The 18,247-nt window shown below is 30.8% G+C and carries 15 protein-coding genes; 13 read left to right on the top strand and 2 right to left on the bottom strand.

The features are described 5' to 3' along the window. Nucleotides 1-41: 41 nt before the first annotated feature. On the top strand, nucleotides 42-608 hold the full coding sequence (locus AACZ53_RS02955) for a DUF3109 family protein (RefSeq protein WP_026716708.1): 567 nt from the start codon (nucleotides 42-44) through the stop codon (nucleotides 606-608). Between the two features lies 1 nt (nucleotide 609). Here AACZ53_RS02955 and AACZ53_RS02950 read toward each other — a convergent pair whose 3' ends face one another. After that, nucleotides 610-1,344 (bottom strand): GLPGLI family protein, encoded by a 735-nt coding sequence (locus AACZ53_RS02950; protein WP_339834583.1) that lies wholly within the window; start codon nucleotides 1,342-1,344, stop codon nucleotides 610-612. A 369-nt stretch (nucleotides 1,345-1,713) separates the two neighbouring features. Between AACZ53_RS02950 and AACZ53_RS02945 the strand changes: the two genes are divergently transcribed. The 8 genes from AACZ53_RS02945 (at nucleotide 1,714) to AACZ53_RS02910 (ending at nucleotide 11,302) form a co-directional block, all read left to right on the top strand. Continuing rightward, nucleotides 1,714-2,691: a ribonucleotide-diphosphate reductase subunit beta gene (locus AACZ53_RS02945; protein WP_339834580.1), complete on the top strand. Its 978-nt coding sequence runs from the start codon at nucleotides 1,714-1,716 to the stop codon at nucleotides 2,689-2,691. An 89-nt stretch (nucleotides 2,692-2,780) separates the two neighbouring features. Then, on the top strand, nucleotides 2,781-5,219 hold the full coding sequence (locus AACZ53_RS02940) for a ribonucleoside-diphosphate reductase subunit alpha (protein WP_339834577.1): 2,439 nt from the start codon (nucleotides 2,781-2,783) through the stop codon (nucleotides 5,217-5,219). Nucleotides 5,220-5,361: 142 nt separating this feature from the next. Next, nucleotides 5,362-5,874, top strand: coding sequence for a TlpA disulfide reductase family protein (locus tag AACZ53_RS02935; RefSeq protein WP_339834575.1), 513 nt, complete (start codon nucleotides 5,362-5,364; stop codon nucleotides 5,872-5,874). A gap of 84 nt (nucleotides 5,875-5,958) precedes the next feature. Next, nucleotides 5,959-6,183 (top strand): hypothetical protein, encoded by a 225-nt coding sequence (locus tag AACZ53_RS02930; protein WP_339834573.1) that lies wholly within the window; start codon nucleotides 5,959-5,961, stop codon nucleotides 6,181-6,183. Between the two features lie 4 nt (nucleotides 6,184-6,187). Then, entirely contained in the window at nucleotides 6,188-6,697 is a 510-nt protein-coding gene (locus AACZ53_RS02925; protein WP_339834571.1) for an RDD family protein, read from the top strand. A gap of 20 nt (nucleotides 6,698-6,717) precedes the next feature. Further along, nucleotides 6,718-7,167, top strand: coding sequence for a GNAT family N-acetyltransferase (locus tag AACZ53_RS02920; RefSeq protein WP_339834569.1), 450 nt, complete (start codon nucleotides 6,718-6,720; stop codon nucleotides 7,165-7,167). A gap of 23 nt (nucleotides 7,168-7,190) precedes the next feature. Next, on the top strand, nucleotides 7,191-8,534 hold the full coding sequence (locus tag AACZ53_RS02915) for a deoxyguanosinetriphosphate triphosphohydrolase (RefSeq protein WP_339834629.1): 1,344 nt from the start codon (nucleotides 7,191-7,193) through the stop codon (nucleotides 8,532-8,534). Between the two features lie 80 nt (nucleotides 8,535-8,614). Beyond that, nucleotides 8,615-11,302, top strand: a complete 2,688-nt coding sequence (locus AACZ53_RS02910; RefSeq protein ID WP_339834566.1) for a T9SS-dependent M36 family metallopeptidase — start codon at nucleotides 8,615-8,617, stop codon at nucleotides 11,300-11,302. A gap of 268 nt (nucleotides 11,303-11,570) precedes the next feature. Here AACZ53_RS02910 and AACZ53_RS02905 read toward each other — a convergent pair whose 3' ends face one another. Beyond that, nucleotides 11,571-12,329, bottom strand: coding sequence for a glutamate dehydrogenase (locus AACZ53_RS02905; protein ID WP_339834563.1), 759 nt, complete (start codon nucleotides 12,327-12,329; stop codon nucleotides 11,571-11,573). A gap of 252 nt (nucleotides 12,330-12,581) precedes the next feature. Between AACZ53_RS02905 and gdhA the strand changes: the two genes are divergently transcribed. The 4 genes from gdhA to AACZ53_RS02885 form a co-directional block, all read left to right on the top strand. Continuing rightward, nucleotides 12,582-13,925, top strand: coding sequence for an NADP-specific glutamate dehydrogenase (gene gdhA / locus AACZ53_RS02900; RefSeq protein ID WP_339834562.1), 1,344 nt, complete (start codon nucleotides 12,582-12,584; stop codon nucleotides 13,923-13,925). A 107-nt stretch (nucleotides 13,926-14,032) separates the two neighbouring features. Then, the gene (locus AACZ53_RS02895; protein WP_339834561.1) at nucleotides 14,033-16,318 is read left to right on the top strand and encodes a two-component regulator propeller domain-containing protein; all 2,286 of its coding nucleotides are present in this window, start codon (nucleotides 14,033-14,035) and stop codon (nucleotides 16,316-16,318) included. 14 nt (nucleotides 16,319-16,332) lie between these two features. After that, complete coding sequence (recO, locus tag AACZ53_RS02890) at nucleotides 16,333-17,046, top strand: DNA repair protein RecO (RefSeq protein WP_339834560.1); 714 nt, start codon at nucleotides 16,333-16,335, stop codon at nucleotides 17,044-17,046. Between the two features lie 120 nt (nucleotides 17,047-17,166). Continuing rightward, nucleotides 17,167-18,247 (top strand): class I tRNA ligase family protein (locus tag AACZ53_RS02885; protein WP_339834559.1); only part of this gene is annotated, 1,081 nt, incomplete at its 3' end.

Here is an 18,247-nt window from a genome sequence, read left to right as displayed (position 1 = left end):
CAACAATCAATTTCTTATCTTTGCCAGCTAAATAAACTACAATGTTTCAATTAAACAAAACCATCGTTTCTGAAGATATTCTTGAAAAAGAGTTTGTGTGTAACCTTTCTGCTTGTAAAGGAGCATGTTGTGTAGATGGTGATGCTGGTGCGCCTTTAGATCAATCTGAAGTTGAAAAATTGAAAGAAATTTATCCAAAAATAAAACCTTTTTTAAGAAAAGAAGGAATCAAAGCTATAGAAGAACAAGGGACTTCTGTTGTTGGTCTTGATGGTGAGCCAGAAACTACATTGATTGGAGGAAAAGATTGTGCTTATGTAATTTTTGATAAAAAAACGGCTCTTTGTGGTATAGAACAGGCCTATAATCAGGGAATTATAGATTGGAAAAAACCTGTTTCTTGTCATTTATATCCAGTTCGTGTAAAAGAATATGCAGATTTTTCTGCTGTAAATTATCACAAATGGCATATTTGTGATGATGCCTGTTCTTTAGGAAAAGAATTAGATGTACCCGTTTATAAATTTTTGAAAGAAGCACTTATTCGAAAATTTGGACAAGAATGGTATGATGATTTAGAAAAAGTGGCTGCCGAAATGAAGAAATAATTTAGTCTAATTTTTTCCGAATTGTTGTTGTAGTTGTAGTTGTATTTCCAATTGTAAATGTACTTGTTTTAGGTTCGTTTAATTTTTCATCTAAACTTTTAAATGTATAAGTTTTTCCGTCAAAAACAGGTAAATCTATAATTGTTGTTTCAGGTTCAACTTTTACATCTACAGCTAAAATATTCATGTGTTTAGTGTCAATTTCAAGGATTAAACCTGGTAAACCATCATAATAATCAGGACCAGTTTTTGCATCTAAATCTTCTGTAAACCAAGCAGTCAATTCGAACGAATTCTTATTTGAAATTGCTTTTAAACATTTATAATCGGAAATTATTTTTGTTTCATTTGTGATTTTCCATTCTCTATCAATTAAACTATCTTTTATACTATATGCATCTTCGCGTAAATTAAAATTTCCATAAAAAATATTGCTATTAATGTCTTTTACAAAGTTCTTGTACAAATTTATGTCTTGTCCTTTTATAAATTCTTTTTCATCGTCATTATAAACTGTATTGTCAATTACGTTTTTATTTGTTTTGTAACTAGCAATATTATTAGAAAGCACTAAAGTATAATAATAGTTTTTTAAAATTGGCTTTCTATAATGTTCACGCATTTCAAGTAATCTTTCCTCACTTATTTTCTTTTCAGATTTGTATTCTACTTTAATTGTTTGAGAAAAGATAGGAATGGAAATCAATCCAATAATTAAACAGTCAAATAATTTCATAAGTTTTTGTTTTTAAATTTCAAATCTAAAGTATAAAATGCAAACTTGAATTTTATGGTTTTGTGATTATTTTAAGTTTAATTTTTTCCCGAAGCTCTTTTGACATAATTTTTACAACATATATTTCTTTGTCCAAAATGCTCTCGTCTAAGGTGTTTGCTGATGGTTCTAGGGTTTTTTAGTTAAATTTTACTTTTATAAAGCACTGAAAAACAAGACTTTAATAAAATTTTTTTAGCAAGACTTTTTTTACTCTTTGTTAAAAACTTCCCTTGATTGTGGATAAGTTTGGCTTTCATTTCAGACAATAAATTGCCAACTTTGTAAACATCAAGAAGTGCTCAAATTTACAACCCAAAATATATTATCATGACAACAGTTGAACCAATTTTACAGGAAAATAAAGATCGATTTGTGATTTTCCCAATCAAACACCAAGACATTTGGGAATGGTATAAGAAGCAAGAAGCTTGTATTTGGACAGCAGAAGAGATTGATTTGCATACCGATTTAAACGATTGGAATAATAAATTAAACGATGATGAACGTTATTTTATCAAACATGTTTTAGCATTTTTTGCTGCTTCAGACGGAATTGTAAACGAAAATTTAGCTGAAAACTTTGTAAATGAAGTGCAATATCCTGAAGCAAAATTCTTTTATGGCTTCCAAATTATGATGGAAAACATTCACAGTGAAACTTATTCGCTTTTAATTGATACTTATGTGAAAGATGAGGCTGAAAAAAACAAATTGTTTCACGCAATTGAAACATTTCCAGCTATTAAAGAAAAAGCAGATTGGGCTTTAAAATGGATAGATTCAGATTCATTTGCCGAAAGATTAATTGCTTTTGCTGCAGTTGAAGGAATATTCTTTTCAGGATCTTTTTGTTCAATTTACTGGTTGAAAAAACGTGGTTTAATGCCAGGATTAACCTTTTCAAATGAATTAATTTCTCGTGATGAGGGAATGCACTGCGATTTTGCCGTTCATTTACACAATCATCACTTAATAAATAAAGTACCAAAAGAACGTATCAAAGAAATTATTGTAGATGCTTTAAATATCGAACGTCAATTTATTACAGAGTCATTACCTGCGAGTTTAATCGGTATGAATGCAACATTAATGACACAATATTTAGAATTCGTTACGGATAGATTATTGGTGGAATTAGGTTGTGAAAGAGTTTTTAACTCATCAAATCCATTTGATTTTATGGATATGATTTCGCTTCAAGGAAAAACAAACTTTTTCGAAAAACGTGTAGCAGAATACCAAAAAGCTGGTGTAATGAACACAGATAGTGAAGCACAAAAAATTAGTTTCGACGCTGATTTTTAAACTTAGTAGCTCAGCTACTAAGCAACAAAAAAAACAAATAACCCGATTATAGGGAAGGGATTTTCTATTTTCAAAAAACAAAAAAGAGTATGTACGTAGTAAAAAGAGATGGGCACAAAGAACCAGTAAGTTTTGACAAAATCACAGATCGTGTAAAAAAGCTTTGCTATGGTTTAAATGATTTAGTAGACGCTGTAAAAGTTGCAATGCGAGTAATTGAAGGTCTTTATGATGGTGTTAGTACATCAGAATTAGATAATCTTGCCGCAGAAACAGCTGCATCAATGACAATTTCTCATCCAGATTACGCACAACTAGCTGCACGTATTGCAGTTTCAAATTTACATAAAAACACAACGAAGTCTTTTTCAGAAACGGCAACAGAAATGTTTGAATATGTTAACCCAAGAACAGGAAAAGAAGCACCTCTTTTATCAGAAGAAGTATATAAGGTTATTCAAGAAAATGCTGCGGTATTAGATTCTTATATCATCTACAACAGAGATTTTAATTATGATTATTTCGGTTTCAAAACATTAGAACGTTCTTATTTATTAAAAATAAACGGAAAAATTGTTGAAAGACCACAACATATGTTAATGCGTGTTTCAATCGGAATTCACCTAAACGATATTGAATCTGCTTTAGAAACTTATGACTTAATGTCTAAAAAGTTCTTCACGCATGCAACACCAACTTTATTCAACGCAGGAACACCAAAACCTCAAATGTCATCATGTTTCCTTTTAACCATGAAAGATGATAGTATTGATGGAATTTACGATACATTAAAACAAACAGCAAGAATATCACAATCTGCAGGTGGAATCGGACTTTCAATTCATAATGTACGTGCAACAGGTTCGTATATTAGAGGAACAAATGGAACATCAAACGGAATTGTTCCAATGTTACGTGTATTTAATGATACAGCTCGTTACGTAGATCAAGGTGGTGGAAAAAGAAAAGGAAGTTTTGCTATTTATTTAGAAACATGGCATGCAGATATTTTTGAATTTTTAGATTTGAAAAAGAATACAGGAAAAGAAGAAATGCGTGCAAGAGATTTATTCTTCGCTATGTGGACTTCAGATTTATTTATGAAACGTGTTGAAGAAAACGCTGCTTGGACTTTAATGTGTCCTAATGAATGTCCAGGTTTATGTGATGTTTATGGGGATGAATTTGAAACATTATATACTTCGTATGAAGCAGCCGGAAAAGGGAGAAAAACCATACAAGCTCGAGAACTTTGGGAAAAAATTCTTGAATCACAAATTGAAACAGGAACACCATATATGCTGTATAAAGATGCAGCAAACCGCAAATCAAATCAAAAGAATTTAGGAACTATTCGTTCTTCAAATCTTTGTACTGAAATTATGGAATACACTGCTCCAGACGAAATTGCAGTTTGTAATTTAGCTTCTATTTCTTTACCAATGTTTGTGGAAAACGGAAAATTTGATCACGATTTACTTTATACTGTAACTAAAAGAGTGACAAGAAACTTAAATAAAGTAATTGATAGAAACTATTATCCAGTTGCAGAAGCAGAAAATTCAAATATGCGTCACCGTCCAGTTGGATTAGGAGTACAAGGTTTAGCAGATGCTTTCATCTTACTTCGTATGCCTTTTACTAGTGATGAAGCCAAAAAATTAAACCAAGAAATCTTTGAAACATTATACTTTGCAGCTGTAACAGCTTCAATGGAAATGGCTATTGAAGAAGGACCTTATTCAACATTTGAAGGTTCTCCAATTTCAAAAGGTGAATTCCAACACAATCTTTGGAACATCAATGACGAAGAATTATCAGGAAGATGGGATTGGGCAAGCTTAAGAAAAGAAGTAATGAAAAATGGAGTTAGAAATTCTCTTTTAGTGGCTCCAATGCCAACAGCTTCAACTTCTCAAATCTTAGGTAATAACGAAGCTTTTGAACCGTATACTTCAAATATTTATACTAGAAGAGTACTTTCAGGTGAATTTATAGTTGTAAACAAGCATTTATTACACGATTTAGTTGATTTAGGACTTTGGAATGAGACTTTAAAACAAGAGTTAATGAGAAATAATGGATCTGTTCAAGATTTAGATATTCCTCAAGATTTAAAAGAACTTTATAAAACAGTTTGGGAACTTTCTATGAAAGATATCATTGACATGTCTCGTCATAGAGGTTATTTCATTGACCAATCACAATCGTTAAACTTATTTATGCAAGATGCCAACTATTCTAAGTTGACTTCAATGCACTTTTATGCATGGAAAAGCGGTTTAAAAACAGGAATGTATTATTTAAGAACTAAATCAGCAGTTGATGCTATTAAGTTTACCTTAAATAACGATAAAAAAGCAGAACCAGTTCAAGAAAAAGCTGTCGAAAAACCAATGGTTAAACCAGAATTAGAAACTATTTCGGTAGTAAACGAACCCGTTGAAATGACCGCAGAAGAATATAAAGCAATGATTGAATTAGCCAGAAATGCTGATATAGATGATTGTGAAATGTGTGGTTCTTAATGAACAATATCAGAATAGAGTTTATAAAAAAAACAGCCTTCATTAATTTGTAGGCTGTTTTGCTTTTTTAAAGTATATTTGATGAAAGTAATTATTAATAAGTAATAAAAATCAATTTATAAATCACTAAAATTATCCATATATGAAATCTAAAAAAATTATATTTTTATTCATTTGTATGTATTCGTTTGTTTCGTTTTCACAAACTAAACAGCTTTGGGCAAAGTCTTTTCTTAATGAAAAAGCTCCAGAATTGGTTGTTGAGGAGTGGATTTCTTCTGAACCAGATAGCAAAGGCAAATTTATTTTGATAGATTTCTGGGCAACTTGGTGTGGGCCTTGTATAAGAGCAATACCTGAATTAAATTCTTTTCATAAAAAATTTAAAGAAGACTTAGTTGTTATTGGTATAAGTGATGAATCAAGAGAAAAAATTGAGAACTTTAAAAAGGTAAAAATAGAATATTATAATGCTATTGACACAAATGAAACCTTAAAAAATATTTATCAAGCAAAAGGAATACCACATTGTGTTCTAATTGATCCCGACGGAATTGTAAGATGGGAAGGTTTTCCAACTTTAGAAGGACATGAATTAACAGAAGAGGTAATTAGCGAAATAATTAAGAAATATAAATACTTGTTATTGTTTTAAAATATCAATAAAAACAGCCTTCATTAATTTGTAGGCTGTTTTGCTTTTTTGAAGTATATTTGAAAAAATAAAAATTAAGCAATCATGGCAAAAGAAAAAAAAGGAGTTCATACAGGAATTATTGAGCAAGACGCAGATGGAAATTTCTTCTGTGGTCCATATTTACTGGATTACAAATACACTGTTGCCTCTTTCAAAATAGGTGATGAGGTGAATCTAAAAACAGTTATCGAAAACCCAAGTGATATTAGTTATGACAAGTATCCAAAAAAGTCAAGAGTATTCTTCCTAGCGAACGATAAAGAATAAGCATATGCATACAAAGCCTCAAGATAATATACGAATTACCAAGGATATGCTTGCCTCAAAAAGTAAAAGATTGGCAAATTTTGTCATAGATTATATCATTAGAATAATACTAATGTTTCTTTTAGGACTTGTAGCTGCATTGTATGCTTATTTTCTAGGTGATCAAGATATTATTATTGCTTTGGAGAACATGAGTACTGTGACGGAGTATTTAGTAGGTTTCTTATTTCTGTTAATTTATTATGTGATTTTTGAAAGCATAAACGGAAGAACAATTGGTAAATATATTACCAATACAAAAGTTTTTATGTTAGATGGTTCAAAACCTGAGTCAGAAAAGATTTTGATGAGAACTTTAAGCAGAATTGTTCCTTTTGAATTTTTGTCGTTTTTAGGAAACGATGATAAAGGTTGGCATGATACATGGACAGATACTGTAGTAGTCGATTTAAAGAAATATGAAGAAATAAAAAATAGCCGAAATTCAATTTCAGAAATAGGCATTGAAATTTAAATTTTCAAAGAATTAATTTTATGAATCACCTCCTGCTTAGAACAACTTCAGAAAATGAAGATTTTAACCACTTAACTAAATTATTTGATGAATATTTGGTTGATATAGATGGTGATGAAAAGGATTTTTTTGCAAAATTCAATCAAATTTACATAAACAATGTAGTTGTTTATTACGTAAATCAAACACCATTAGGTTGTGGCGCTTTTAAAGAATTTGATACTGAAACTGTAGAATTAAAAAGAATGTTTGTTTTGCCTGAAGCAAGAGGAAAAGGAATCGCTTCAAAAATTCTTACCGAATTAGAAAACTGGGCCAAGGAATCTAACTATAAGGCTTGTGTTCTTGAAACTTCGCAGAAATTAGAAAACGCAATAACCTTATACAGAAAATTTGAATACCAAGATATGCCTAATTATGGACAATACGTTGGTGTAAAAACCAGTATGTGTATGAAGAAATTTTTTTAAATTATTAAAACGTATATCCAATGATGAAATGGGAACAACTATTGTCGCTTAAAAGACAAGGTGATACAGGAAAAAGACTTCGAAAAGAAGAAGACGATACCCGTTTAGGTTTTGAAGTTGATTATGATAGAATAATATTTTCTTCAGCTTTTAGAAGTTTACAAGATAAAACTCAAGTCATTCCATTGTCTAAAACAGATTTTGTTCACAACAGACTTACGCACAGTTTAGAAGTTTCTGTAGTTGGACGTTCTTTAGGAAGGTTAGTTGGCAAGAAAATCATTGAAAAGTATCCTTATTTGTCAGAAATACACGGTTATCAAATGAATGATTTTGGAGCAATTGTTGCTGCGGCTTCCTTAGCACATGATATTGGAAATCCACCTTTCGGTCATTCAGGTGAAAAAGCAATTGGAGAATATTTTAAAACAGGAAACGGACAACAATTTAAAAATAAACTTTCAGAAAAAGAATGGCAAGATTTAATTGATTTTGAAGGGAATGCTAATGGTTTCTCAGTGCTAACCACTTCAAGAGAAGGAGTAGAAGGTTCGGTACGAATTTCTTATGCTACTTTGGGTGCATTTATGAAATATCCCAAAGAAAGTTTACCAAAAAAGCCAACTTCAAAAATTTGTGATAAAAAATATGGTTTTTTCCAGCAGGATAAATCCTTTTTTAATGATGTTGCGAAAGATTTAGGCTTAATTAAAAATAAATCAGGAAATGATATTGGTTTTGAACGTCATCCATTAGCCTATTTAGTAGAAGCAGCTGATGATATTTGTTACACAATAATAGATTTTGAAGACGGAATTAATCTAGGTTTAATTCAAGAAGAATTTGCCTTAGAATATTTAATAAAATTAGTCAAAAACGGAATTGATTCAAAAAAATACAATTCGCTAACTACTAAAGAAGACAGAATTAGTTATTTAAGAGCATTAGCCATTGGAAGTTTGATTCAAGACGCTGTAAAGATTTTTGTAGAAAATGAAGAAGCAATTTTAAAAGGAGAATTTCCTTTTGCTTTGATGGATAAAAGTCAATATGCAGCACAAATGGATGATATAATCCAAATTAGTGTTAAAAACGTATATCAAAGTAGAGAAGTAATTGATAAAGAGTTAATGGGTTACAAAGTAATTAATACACTTTTAGATAAATTCTGTATTGCTTACAACAATAAAACAGAAGGAAAAGCTTCTAATTATGATAATTTAATTCTAAAAGTCTTGCCAGAAAGGTATCAATTTCAAAAAGAAAACCAATACGATAGATTATTGCATATTTGCCATTTTGTATCTATGCTAACTGACGGAAAAGCTTTACAACTGTACAATACAATAGAATCAAACAAAGGTTAAAAGTCAATTATATCACAAAAAATAATTTTTAGTTATACTCTAAAAGTATATATTTGTGATTATTAAACTATTAAGAAACTATGAAAAAAACATTACTATTCTTGTTTTTATTTACAATTAGTATAGGATTTTCGCAAGAACCAACTGCGAAAATTCAAAATTATTTAAATAATAATAAGGCAAAATTCGGATTATCAACACAAGACATATCTGACTGGGTTGTTGAAAGCAAAGCCAATTCACAATCAACTAAAATTGATAATTATTATATCAAACAACAACATCAAGGTATTGAAGTTTATCAATCAAATTCAAATGTTTGGATAAAAAATGGAGAGGTTATTAACATGCATAATGCATTTGTACCTAATCTTGCTCAAAAAATAAACGCGATTTCGCCATCTGTTTCTTTATTAGATGCTCTATCAAATGCAAGACAGTTGTTAAATGACAGTTCGGTAAATTCACAAATTATTGAAACAGTTTCTACTAGAAAATTTAAATTATCTAATGGAAATCAAACAGACAGTCCAGTTTTAGCAGCATTGGTATATCATGTTTTAGAAAATAAAAATGTTCGTTTAGCTTGGGATTTAAATTTTTATTCTCAAGATACAAAGCATTTATGGAGTGTTAGAATTGATGCAATAACAAATCAGCTAATAGAAAAGCATGATTGGGTTATATCTTGTTCTTTTGGCGACACTAACCATAAAAATCATAATCATACTAATGAATTCTTTTTTAATAAAGTTGGATTTAATGAGTTCAGTAACACAATGCTTAACCCTCAATCTGGATCTTACAGAGTTATTCCTTATAACTATGAAAGTCCGAGTCATATTGCTAGACAATTAATTTCTAATCCAGAAGACGCTTTAGCTTCTCCTTATGGTTGGCATGATGTAAATGGTGTAACAGGTGCTGAATTTACTATTACAAATGGAAATAATGTTTTCGCTTATGATGATGTTGATACAAACAACACTGGCGGAACAAGTCCAGATGGATCAGCTTCTTTAATGTTTGATTTTCCTTATGTAGGGACAGGTGCAGTGGCTTCAACATATTTGCCTGCAGCAACTACAAATTTATATTACATGAATAACATGATGCATGATGTATGGTATAAATATGGATTTAATGAAGCAAACGGAAACTTTCAAAGAAATAACTATGGAAGAGGAGGTCTTTCAACTTTTTTAGGGGATGCTGTAAATGCAGAAGCTCAAGATGGAGGAGGAGTTACTCCAAATTTAAACAATGCTAATTTTGCTACTCCAATTGATGGATCAAAACCAAGAATGCAGATGTATCTATGGGATGTTCCTCCAACATTATACCCTTTAACAATTAATTCTCCAGCAGACATTGCAGGACCAAGAGAAGGAAGAGATAACGTTTTTAATCCAGGGCATGTAGATTTGCCAGTTGCTCCTGCAATGATTCAAGCAGATTTGGTTCTATTTGATGACGGAACACCAGATGTTGGTCAAACAGATAATGCTGACGGTTGCAGTGCAGCAGTTAATGCCGCAGCAGTTAATGGAAAAATTGCAGTAATAAGAAGATCAACAGCAGCAACGCTAGGGGGAACTCCATGTACATTTGTAGAAAAAGTATTAAATGCTCAAGCAGCTGGTGCAATTGCAGTAGTGATTGTGAATAATGTAGATCCTTCAGCAACAGTTCCTGCGGGAATTAATATGTCAGGAGCTGATGCGACAATAACTATTCCTGCAATAAGTGTAACTAAAGCTGTTGGTTATGCTTTAATTGCTAAAATTAAAGTTGAAACAGTAAATGCAAAAATTCAAATTACAACTCCAGTATCATCTTTTGTAAATTCAGACGGAGATTTTGACAATGGTATTATTGCTCATGAATATGGGCATGGAATTTCAAATCGATTAACCGGTGGAGCTTCTAATTCTAGTTGTTTGCAAAATGCAGAGCAAATGGGAGAAGGTTGGTCTGATTGGTTTGCTTTAATGATGCAATTAAAAACTGGAGACATTGGTTCAACACCAAAAGGTATTGGTACTTTTGCTGTAGGCCAAAATCCTCAAGGAGGTGGAATTAGAAATTTTCCATATTCAACAGATATGACAATTAATCCACTTACTTTCAATAACTCAAACGACACAGAATCTCACAACAGAGGAGAATTTATGACAGCTGTTTTATGGGATTTATCTTGGGCTTATATTGATAAATATGGTTTTGATTCAAATATTTATAACGGAACGGGTGGAAATAACAAAGTAATGCAGTTAGTAATTGACGGATTAAAACTTCAACCTTGTAGTCCATCTACAGTTCAATTTAGAGATGCAATTATAGCTGCAGATCAAGCTACTACTGGAGGGCAAGACTTTTGTTTAATTTGGCAAGTTTTTGCTAGAAGAGGTGTTGGTGTTGGAGCTTCATCAGGATCAAATTCTTCTGCAATTGACCAAGTTGAAAACTTTACCGAACCTACCCCAGGACCAAACTGTGTGTTAAAAGCAAGCCTTTTTAATAATGAAGATATGATTAGAGTTTTCCCTAATCCTTCAAATGGGTTGTTAAACATAGCTATTGCTAAATATAACGGTAAATTAAATATCGAATTATATGACATTAATGGTAGAAAAGTATTTAATCAAAACATGAATGATTTTAATACTGAAAAATCAATTAATCTTCAGTCAATACAATCAGGAATTTATTTGTTAAAACTCGAAGGAGATGAATTGTCTTTCACTAAAAAAATTATTATTAACTAAAAAGAAGGTTTATAAAATTTAATAAAAAAAGAGTATCATATTTATGATACTCTTTTTTTATTATAAAAAGTCTAGCCTTTTTAAATAGAATACTTTTGAATGTAAAAGTCTCCCTAATTAAAAAATAAATTATTAATTAGGGAATTACATGGTTAAATGGTTTTGCTGATTTATTTCGTTTTATGAAATACTTAACTTGGTAAATACTACCTTGTAGAATAAAAAAAGCTCTGAAAAACAGAGCTTAACATATAAATTTATCTAAATTCTAGTTAAAGTAATAAACGTAACCAAAATTAAAAGTTACTGAATAATCATTGGTTTTGTTTTCAGTATATGTTTTTCTGTCAGGATTTAAACCATCAACCCAGTCTGAAGTATAATATTGTAATCTAGAGTCAAATATTAATGAGTTATAGTCATCTATTTTGTATCTAACACCAACACTCGATGTCAATGAAGCTACTGGACGGCTTTCATTTCTTGTTCCATTTAAATATTTTATTGGTGTTGTTTGAGGTATGCCTATTGCTCCTAAATCAGATTTGACCTTGGAAGTATAATAACCCATTTGACCACCAAAACTTATATATGGAGAAAAAGTAGTTCCTCTATTGTAATCGTCTGTTTTCCATGGATAAAACTCCATTTGCAACCCTAAGTTTATTGTACTTGTAGAGCCATTCATAGCCCTCAATTGGTTTGCCACAGTACTTGTTTTTGAAGGGTCAACATATTTTCCAAAATGCTCTAATTCTGTTTTCATATAGGAAACATCTAATCTAAGTTTGAAATTTTCTCTTAAACTTGCATAATCTTCAATGAATGAAAAGTAGTAAAAAGCACCAACTGAATATCCCATGTTTTTTGAGAAATTTTCAAAATCACCACGTTCACCATAATCTGATTTAAAAAACACTGGACCAGCCATAATTCCAACTTCTTGATATGTTCTACCAAATTGAGCGTGTGATTTTACACCAATAAAAAGAAGGAAAAAAAACGGAATAATTAATTTTTTCAACATTTGGGTTTTATTACTTTGAACCACAAATATATAAAAACAATATCCACATTGAAAAATATAAGCCAAAAAAGACTAAAAAAGGCTATAAATTTTAAATAATTGACAATCTAAGCAAGTAAAGTATATTCCAAATTGCTAAAAATCAGTTAAATTTTATGTATAATTATTAAAACTTCAATATTAATATTACAATAAAATGTATATTTGCCAACGATTACGAAAACGTTTTTTCTAATACAAAATCACACTATTATGAGTGCAAATATTTTATCATTTATTGATGCGGTTGCTAAAAGAAACCCAAATGAACCTGAATTTATGCAGGCTGTTAAAGAGGTAGCAGAAACAGTTATCCCTTTTATTGAAGAAAATAAAAAATACCAAAACAAAATGCTCTTAGAGCGTATGGTAGAGTCTGAAAGAATTATTATGTTTAGAGTTGTCTGGACTGATGATGCCGGAAAAACTCAAGTAAACAGAGGTTATAGAATTCAAATGAATTCAGCTATTGGACCATATAAAGGAGGAATTCGTTTCCATCCATCAGTAAACCTAAGTATATTAAAATTCTTAGCTTTCGAACAAACTTTTAAAAATAGTTTAACAACTTTACCTATGGGTGGTGGAAAAGGCGGAGCTGATTTTGATCCAAAAGGAAAATCTGAAAATGAAATTATGCGTTTCTGTCAAGCATTTATGACTGAATTGTCTAAACATATTGGTGCGAATACTGATGTTCCAGCTGGAGATATTGGTGTAGGAGGAAGAGAAGTTGGTTTTATGTTTGGTCAATATAAAAGACTAAGAAATGAATTTACAGGTGTATTAACAGGTAAAGGAATTTCTTTTGGAGGATCTTTAATTCGTCCAGAAGCAACAGGTTATGGAGATGTTTATTTTGCTCAAAGCATGTTAGCAACTAAAGGAGATAGTTTTAAGGGTAAAACTGTTGTGGTTTCTGGATCAGGAAACGTAGCGCAATATGCAATGCAAAAAGCAACAGAATTAGGTGCAAAAGTTGTTACTGCTTCTGATTCATCTGGATATATTTATGATGCAGACGGAATTGATGCTGAAAGATTAGCTCATATCATGCAAATTAAAAATGTTGATTTCGATAGAATTTCAGAATACACAAAAAAATATCCTAATGCAAAATTTGTAGAAGGAAAACGTCCTTGGGAAGTTAAATGTGATGTTGCATTACCTTGCGCTACTCAAAACGAATTAAACGATGAAGAAGCAAAAACTTTAGTAGCAAACGGATGTATCTGTGTGGCTGAAGGAGCAAATATGCCTTCAACTCCAGAAGCAATTGAAGTATTCCACAAAGCAAAAATATTATTTGCTCCAGGTAAAGCTTCTAATGCTGGTGGTGTTGCAACTTCAGGTTTAGAAATGTCTCAAAATTCGCTACGTCTAGCTTGGACAAGTGAAGAAGTAGATGAAAAATTAAAAGGTATCATGGCAAATATTCATGAAGCTTGTGTAAAATACGGTACAGATGCTGACGGTTATGTTGACTACGTGAAAGGTGCAAACATTGCAGGTTTCGTTAAAGTTGCTGATGCGATGCTAGCTCAAGGAGTAGTGTAAATTACTTTTTTTAAATAAATTTTTAAAAGCTCTTCAATTTGAAGAGCTTTTTTTATCATAAAACTTAAATATAAACGTTTGTATTATATTTGCATCAAATAATTCAAATGAGAAAAACACTTTTATTACTTTTATTTTCAGTCGTTTCTTTTTCACAAACTAATCAGCTTTGGAAAGGATACTATTCCTACAATCAAATTATTGACATTTCTTACGGAAATACAAAAGTTGTAGCTGCAACTGAAAATGCTTTGTTTTCTAAAGATTTAATTAGCAGTGAATTAAATATAAAAAATTCAATTGATGGTTTTAAGCCAGAAACAATCACTTCTGTTTATTATAGTCAAAATTATAATTTAACCTTGACGGGGAATGACAATGGATTGTTGATAATAACCAAAGATGACGGCACAATTATCAATAAAGTTGATATTATTAATGAAGTTCCTGTGCCTCCAAACATGAAAACCATTAACCATTTTTATGAGTTTAATGATAAAATATATATATCAACAAATTATGGTATTACAGTATTAAAATTAAATAATTTAGAATTTGAAGATTCATATTATATAGGATCTGGTGGTCAAGACATTCCAATTCTTCAAACAACTGTTTTTAATGGGGATATTTATGCAGTAACTAGTTCAGAAGGAATAAAAAAGGCTTTAATAACAAGCCCTAACCTTATAGATTATAATCAGTGGACTACATTTGATACTGGTTTTTGGATTGGAATTACTAATTTTAATAATCAATTAGTTGCCCTAAATACGGATAACAATATATACAAGCACAATGGCACTTCTTTTCAGAATGTTTTTTCTCTTCCTCAATCAGGAATAAAGTTCATATCTACTGAAGATAATTTGATAGTGACATGTAATAATCACGTTTATGTATTAGATATTTTGTTTTCATCAGTTGCTCATATTACACAAATCCCAGATAATATTAACTTGTTTACTTGCGCTATTACTATTGGTAATGATTTGTTTATTGGGACAGAAAAAGAAGGACTTTTTCAAACGCAATTATCAAATCCAATTAGTTTTGAATTGCTTTCTCCAAATGGACCCGTTCAAAATTATATTTTCCGAGTAAAAAAAACATCACAAACGCTTTGGGCAACTTATGGTGATTATGACAGAACGTATAATTCTTATAATCCAACATTGGGAGAGTTTCCGGTTAGTAAATATAACAATCAAACGGGTTGGGATTTTATTCCTTATTCAGATTTACTTGGAGCAACGTCATTAACTGATATTGTTCCAAACCCTAGTAATGAAAATGAAGTTTATATTGGTTCAAATGAGAATGGTTTACTAAAAATAAATAATGATGAGATATTTCTATACAATCAATCAAATACAGGGCCAAATGGTTTAGAATCCCTTGTAGATACAAATAGTCCAAGCTATATTTCAGTTAGAATAAATGGCTCAGCCTTTGATAAAGAAGGAAATTTATGGGTAACAAATGCATGGGTTAATAAAGGATTAAAGGTTTTTAAAAAAAATGGAACATGGCAATCATATGATTTGTCAAATAATTTAGTTGAACCCTTTTTTGAGAGATATTCAAAAATAGTAATAGATAAAAACAGTACCAAATGGATTCCTTCTTTTAGAGCAAATGGATTAATTGCTTTTAACGAAAAGTATAATAACAAGTTTATTGTAATTAAAGATGAAGATGGCAATATTCCTAATAATGACATTCGTTGTCTAGCTATAGACAATAGAAATCAACTTTGGATTGGAACTTATAGAGGACTTAGAACATTATCTGTAGATAAATTTATTAATGAAACTGAAATTGTTACAAATTCTATTATCATTGAGGAAGACGGTCTAGCGCAAGAGCTTTTTTATCAACAATCTGTTTTAGATATTGCAGTTGATGGAGCAAATAATAAATGGGTGTCAATATCGGGAGCTGGAGTTTTTCAGGTTTCCTCAAATGGACAACAAACAATATATCATTTTACAAAAGCAAATTCGCCATTGCCTAGCAACAACGTAATAGATTTAGAAATTGACGAGGTAACTGGAGAGGTTTTTATGGCAACTGATAAAGGCCTAATTTCTTTTCTAGGAGTAAACACCAAACCAAGCGACGATTTGTCAAATGTGTATGTATATCCAAATCCTGTTCGACCAGATTTTAATGGTACTGTTAAGATTAGCGGATTAATTGACAAAGCAACTATAAAAATAACTGATATTGAAGGAAATCTTGTTCACGAAACTACTTCAGAAGGAGGAACTATTGAATGGGATACAACTGCTTTTGGAAAATATAGAGTAGCATCAGGAGTTTATATGATTTTTATATCTGCTGAAGACGGAATTGAAACCAAAGTCAAAAAAGTCATGATTATTCGTTAATTATCAAATAAGAAATGCAAGTAAAAACCAAAGCGATTGTTCTTTCTGTGTTAAAATTTCAAGAGAAAAGCCTTATTGTCAAATGCTTTACACAATCTGATGGTTTAAAATCATATTTCGTTCGAAACGGATTTTCTTCCCAAAAAAGCAATCAAAAAATCGCTTATTTTCAACCCCTAAACATTCTTGAAATTGAAGCCAATCATAAGAATAAAGGAAATTTAGAGCACTTTAAGGAAATCAAATTGGCTTTTCCTTATCAATCTATTAATACCAATATTTTTAAGAGTACAATCGTAATTTTTCTTTCAGAAGTATTACATCACAGCATAAAAGAAGAAGAAAAAAACGAAAACTTATTCTCCTTTCTTGAAACAGCTTTTCAATGGTTAGATACGCATGACGAAATTTCTAATTTTCATTTAATTCTACTTTTGGAAATGACAAAATATTTAGGTTTTTATCCAGATGTTTCAGAAAGAGAATTGCCTTATTTCGAAACAATTGATGGTGTTTTTTCGCTATTTCAAGGAACAAGTTGTTTGTCGAAACACGAAACCAGTTTATTAAATAGATTGATAGATTTAAAATTTGATGATATTCAAAATAATTTTGCTTCCGTTGAAAGACAACTATTGCTAAAAATTCTTCTCGATTTTTATGCTGTTCACTTAGACGGATTCAGAAAACCTAAATCTCTTGATGTTTTAAAGGAAGTTTTTTCATAATTTTTAGTATTGCCTTAGCAAATCTAAAATTATCATAAAAATTTGATGAATTTTAACTAAATCGGTGTTCTTTTTTTCAAAATTCCTTACTTTCGCAAATTGATTTAAGAAAACGATAAAATGAGCACAAAATTTACTGAATATAAAGGACTTGACTTACCAACTGTAGCATCAGAAACCCTTAAATTTTGGAAAGAAAACAAGATATTTGAACAATCTGTAACTTCTCGTGAAGGAAACCAACCATTTGTGTTTTTTGAAGGACCTCCTTCTGCAAACGGATTGCCTGGAATTCATCACGTAATGGCTCGTGCAATTAAAGATATTTTTTGTCGCTATAAAACACAAAAAGGATTTCAAGTTAAGCGAAAAGCAGGTTGGGATACCCATGGCTTACCAGTTGAATTAGGAACCGAAAAAGAATTAGGAATTACTAAAGAAGATATCGGAAAAACAATTTCTGTGTCAGAATATAATGAAGCGTGTAAAAAAACCGTAATGCGTTATACGGATGTTTGGAATGATTTAACTGAAAAAATGGGTTACTGGGTAGACATGAATGATCCGTATGTTACCTACAAATCTAAGTACATGGAAACCGTTTGGTGGTTGTTGAAACAAATTTACAATAAAGATTTGATGTATAAAGGTTATACAATTCAACCTTATTCACCAAAAGCAGGAACTGGTTTGTCTTCTCACGAAGTAAATCAACCAGGAAGTTATAGAGATGTTACTGATACAACCGTTGTAGCTCAATTTAAAGCATTAAATGAGTCTTTACCAGAATTTTTAAATGGTTTTGGAGACATTCACATTTTAGCTTGGACTACAACTCCTTGGACTTTGCCTTCAAATACAGCTTTAACAGTCGGACCAAAAATAGATTATGTCTTGGTTGACACTTTTAATCAATATACTTTTCGACCAACAAAAGTAGTTTTAGCTAAAAATTTAGTTGGAAAGCAATTTACGAAAGGTTTTTTTGAGAGTACAGAATCTACGGATTTTGAAAATTTTAAAGAAGGTGATAAAAAAATTCCTTTTCAAGTTTTAACTGAGTTTAAAGGTGCTGATTTAGTTGGAATTCGTTACGAACAACTAATGCCTTTAGCTTTACCAAATGAAAACGCACAAAATGCTTTTAGAATAATTTCAGGAGATTTCGTAACCACAGAAGACGGAACAGGAATCGTTCACA

This window comes from uncultured Flavobacterium sp., assembly GCF_963975005.1.
Classification (GTDB): Bacteria; Bacteroidota; Bacteroidia; order Flavobacteriales; family Flavobacteriaceae; genus Flavobacterium.
The sequence above is the reverse complement of the archived record's forward strand: the minus strand, read 5'-3'. Positions and strand labels throughout refer to the sequence as shown.

Coding starts and splice junctions, on each gene's coding strand:
- AACZ53_RS02955 (WP_026716708.1), top strand. CDS start 42: ATGTTTCAATTAAACAAAACCATCGTTTCTGAAGATATTCTTGAAAAA.
- AACZ53_RS02950 (WP_339834583.1), bottom strand. CDS start 1,344: ATGAAATTATTTGACTGTTTAATTATTGGATTGATTTCCATTCCTATC.
- AACZ53_RS02945 (WP_339834580.1), top strand. CDS start 1,714: ATGACAACAGTTGAACCAATTTTACAGGAAAATAAAGATCGATTTGTG.
- AACZ53_RS02940 (WP_339834577.1), top strand. CDS start 2,781: ATGTACGTAGTAAAAAGAGATGGGCACAAAGAACCAGTAAGTTTTGAC.
- AACZ53_RS02935 (WP_339834575.1), top strand. CDS start 5,362: ATGAAATCTAAAAAAATTATATTTTTATTCATTTGTATGTATTCGTTT.
- AACZ53_RS02930 (WP_339834573.1), top strand. CDS start 5,959: ATGGCAAAAGAAAAAAAAGGAGTTCATACAGGAATTATTGAGCAAGAC.
- AACZ53_RS02925 (WP_339834571.1), top strand. CDS start 6,188: ATGCATACAAAGCCTCAAGATAATATACGAATTACCAAGGATATGCTT.
- AACZ53_RS02920 (WP_339834569.1), top strand. CDS start 6,718: ATGAATCACCTCCTGCTTAGAACAACTTCAGAAAATGAAGATTTTAAC.
- AACZ53_RS02915 (WP_339834629.1), top strand. CDS start 7,191: ATGAAATGGGAACAACTATTGTCGCTTAAAAGACAAGGTGATACAGGA.
- AACZ53_RS02910 (WP_339834566.1), top strand. CDS start 8,615: ATGAAAAAAACATTACTATTCTTGTTTTTATTTACAATTAGTATAGGA.
- AACZ53_RS02905 (WP_339834563.1), bottom strand. CDS start 12,329: ATGTTGAAAAAATTAATTATTCCGTTTTTTTTCCTTCTTTTTATTGGT.
- gdhA (WP_339834562.1), top strand. CDS start 12,582: ATGAGTGCAAATATTTTATCATTTATTGATGCGGTTGCTAAAAGAAAC.
- AACZ53_RS02895 (WP_339834561.1), top strand. CDS start 14,033: ATGAGAAAAACACTTTTATTACTTTTATTTTCAGTCGTTTCTTTTTCA.
- recO (WP_339834560.1), top strand. CDS start 16,333: ATGCAAGTAAAAACCAAAGCGATTGTTCTTTCTGTGTTAAAATTTCAA.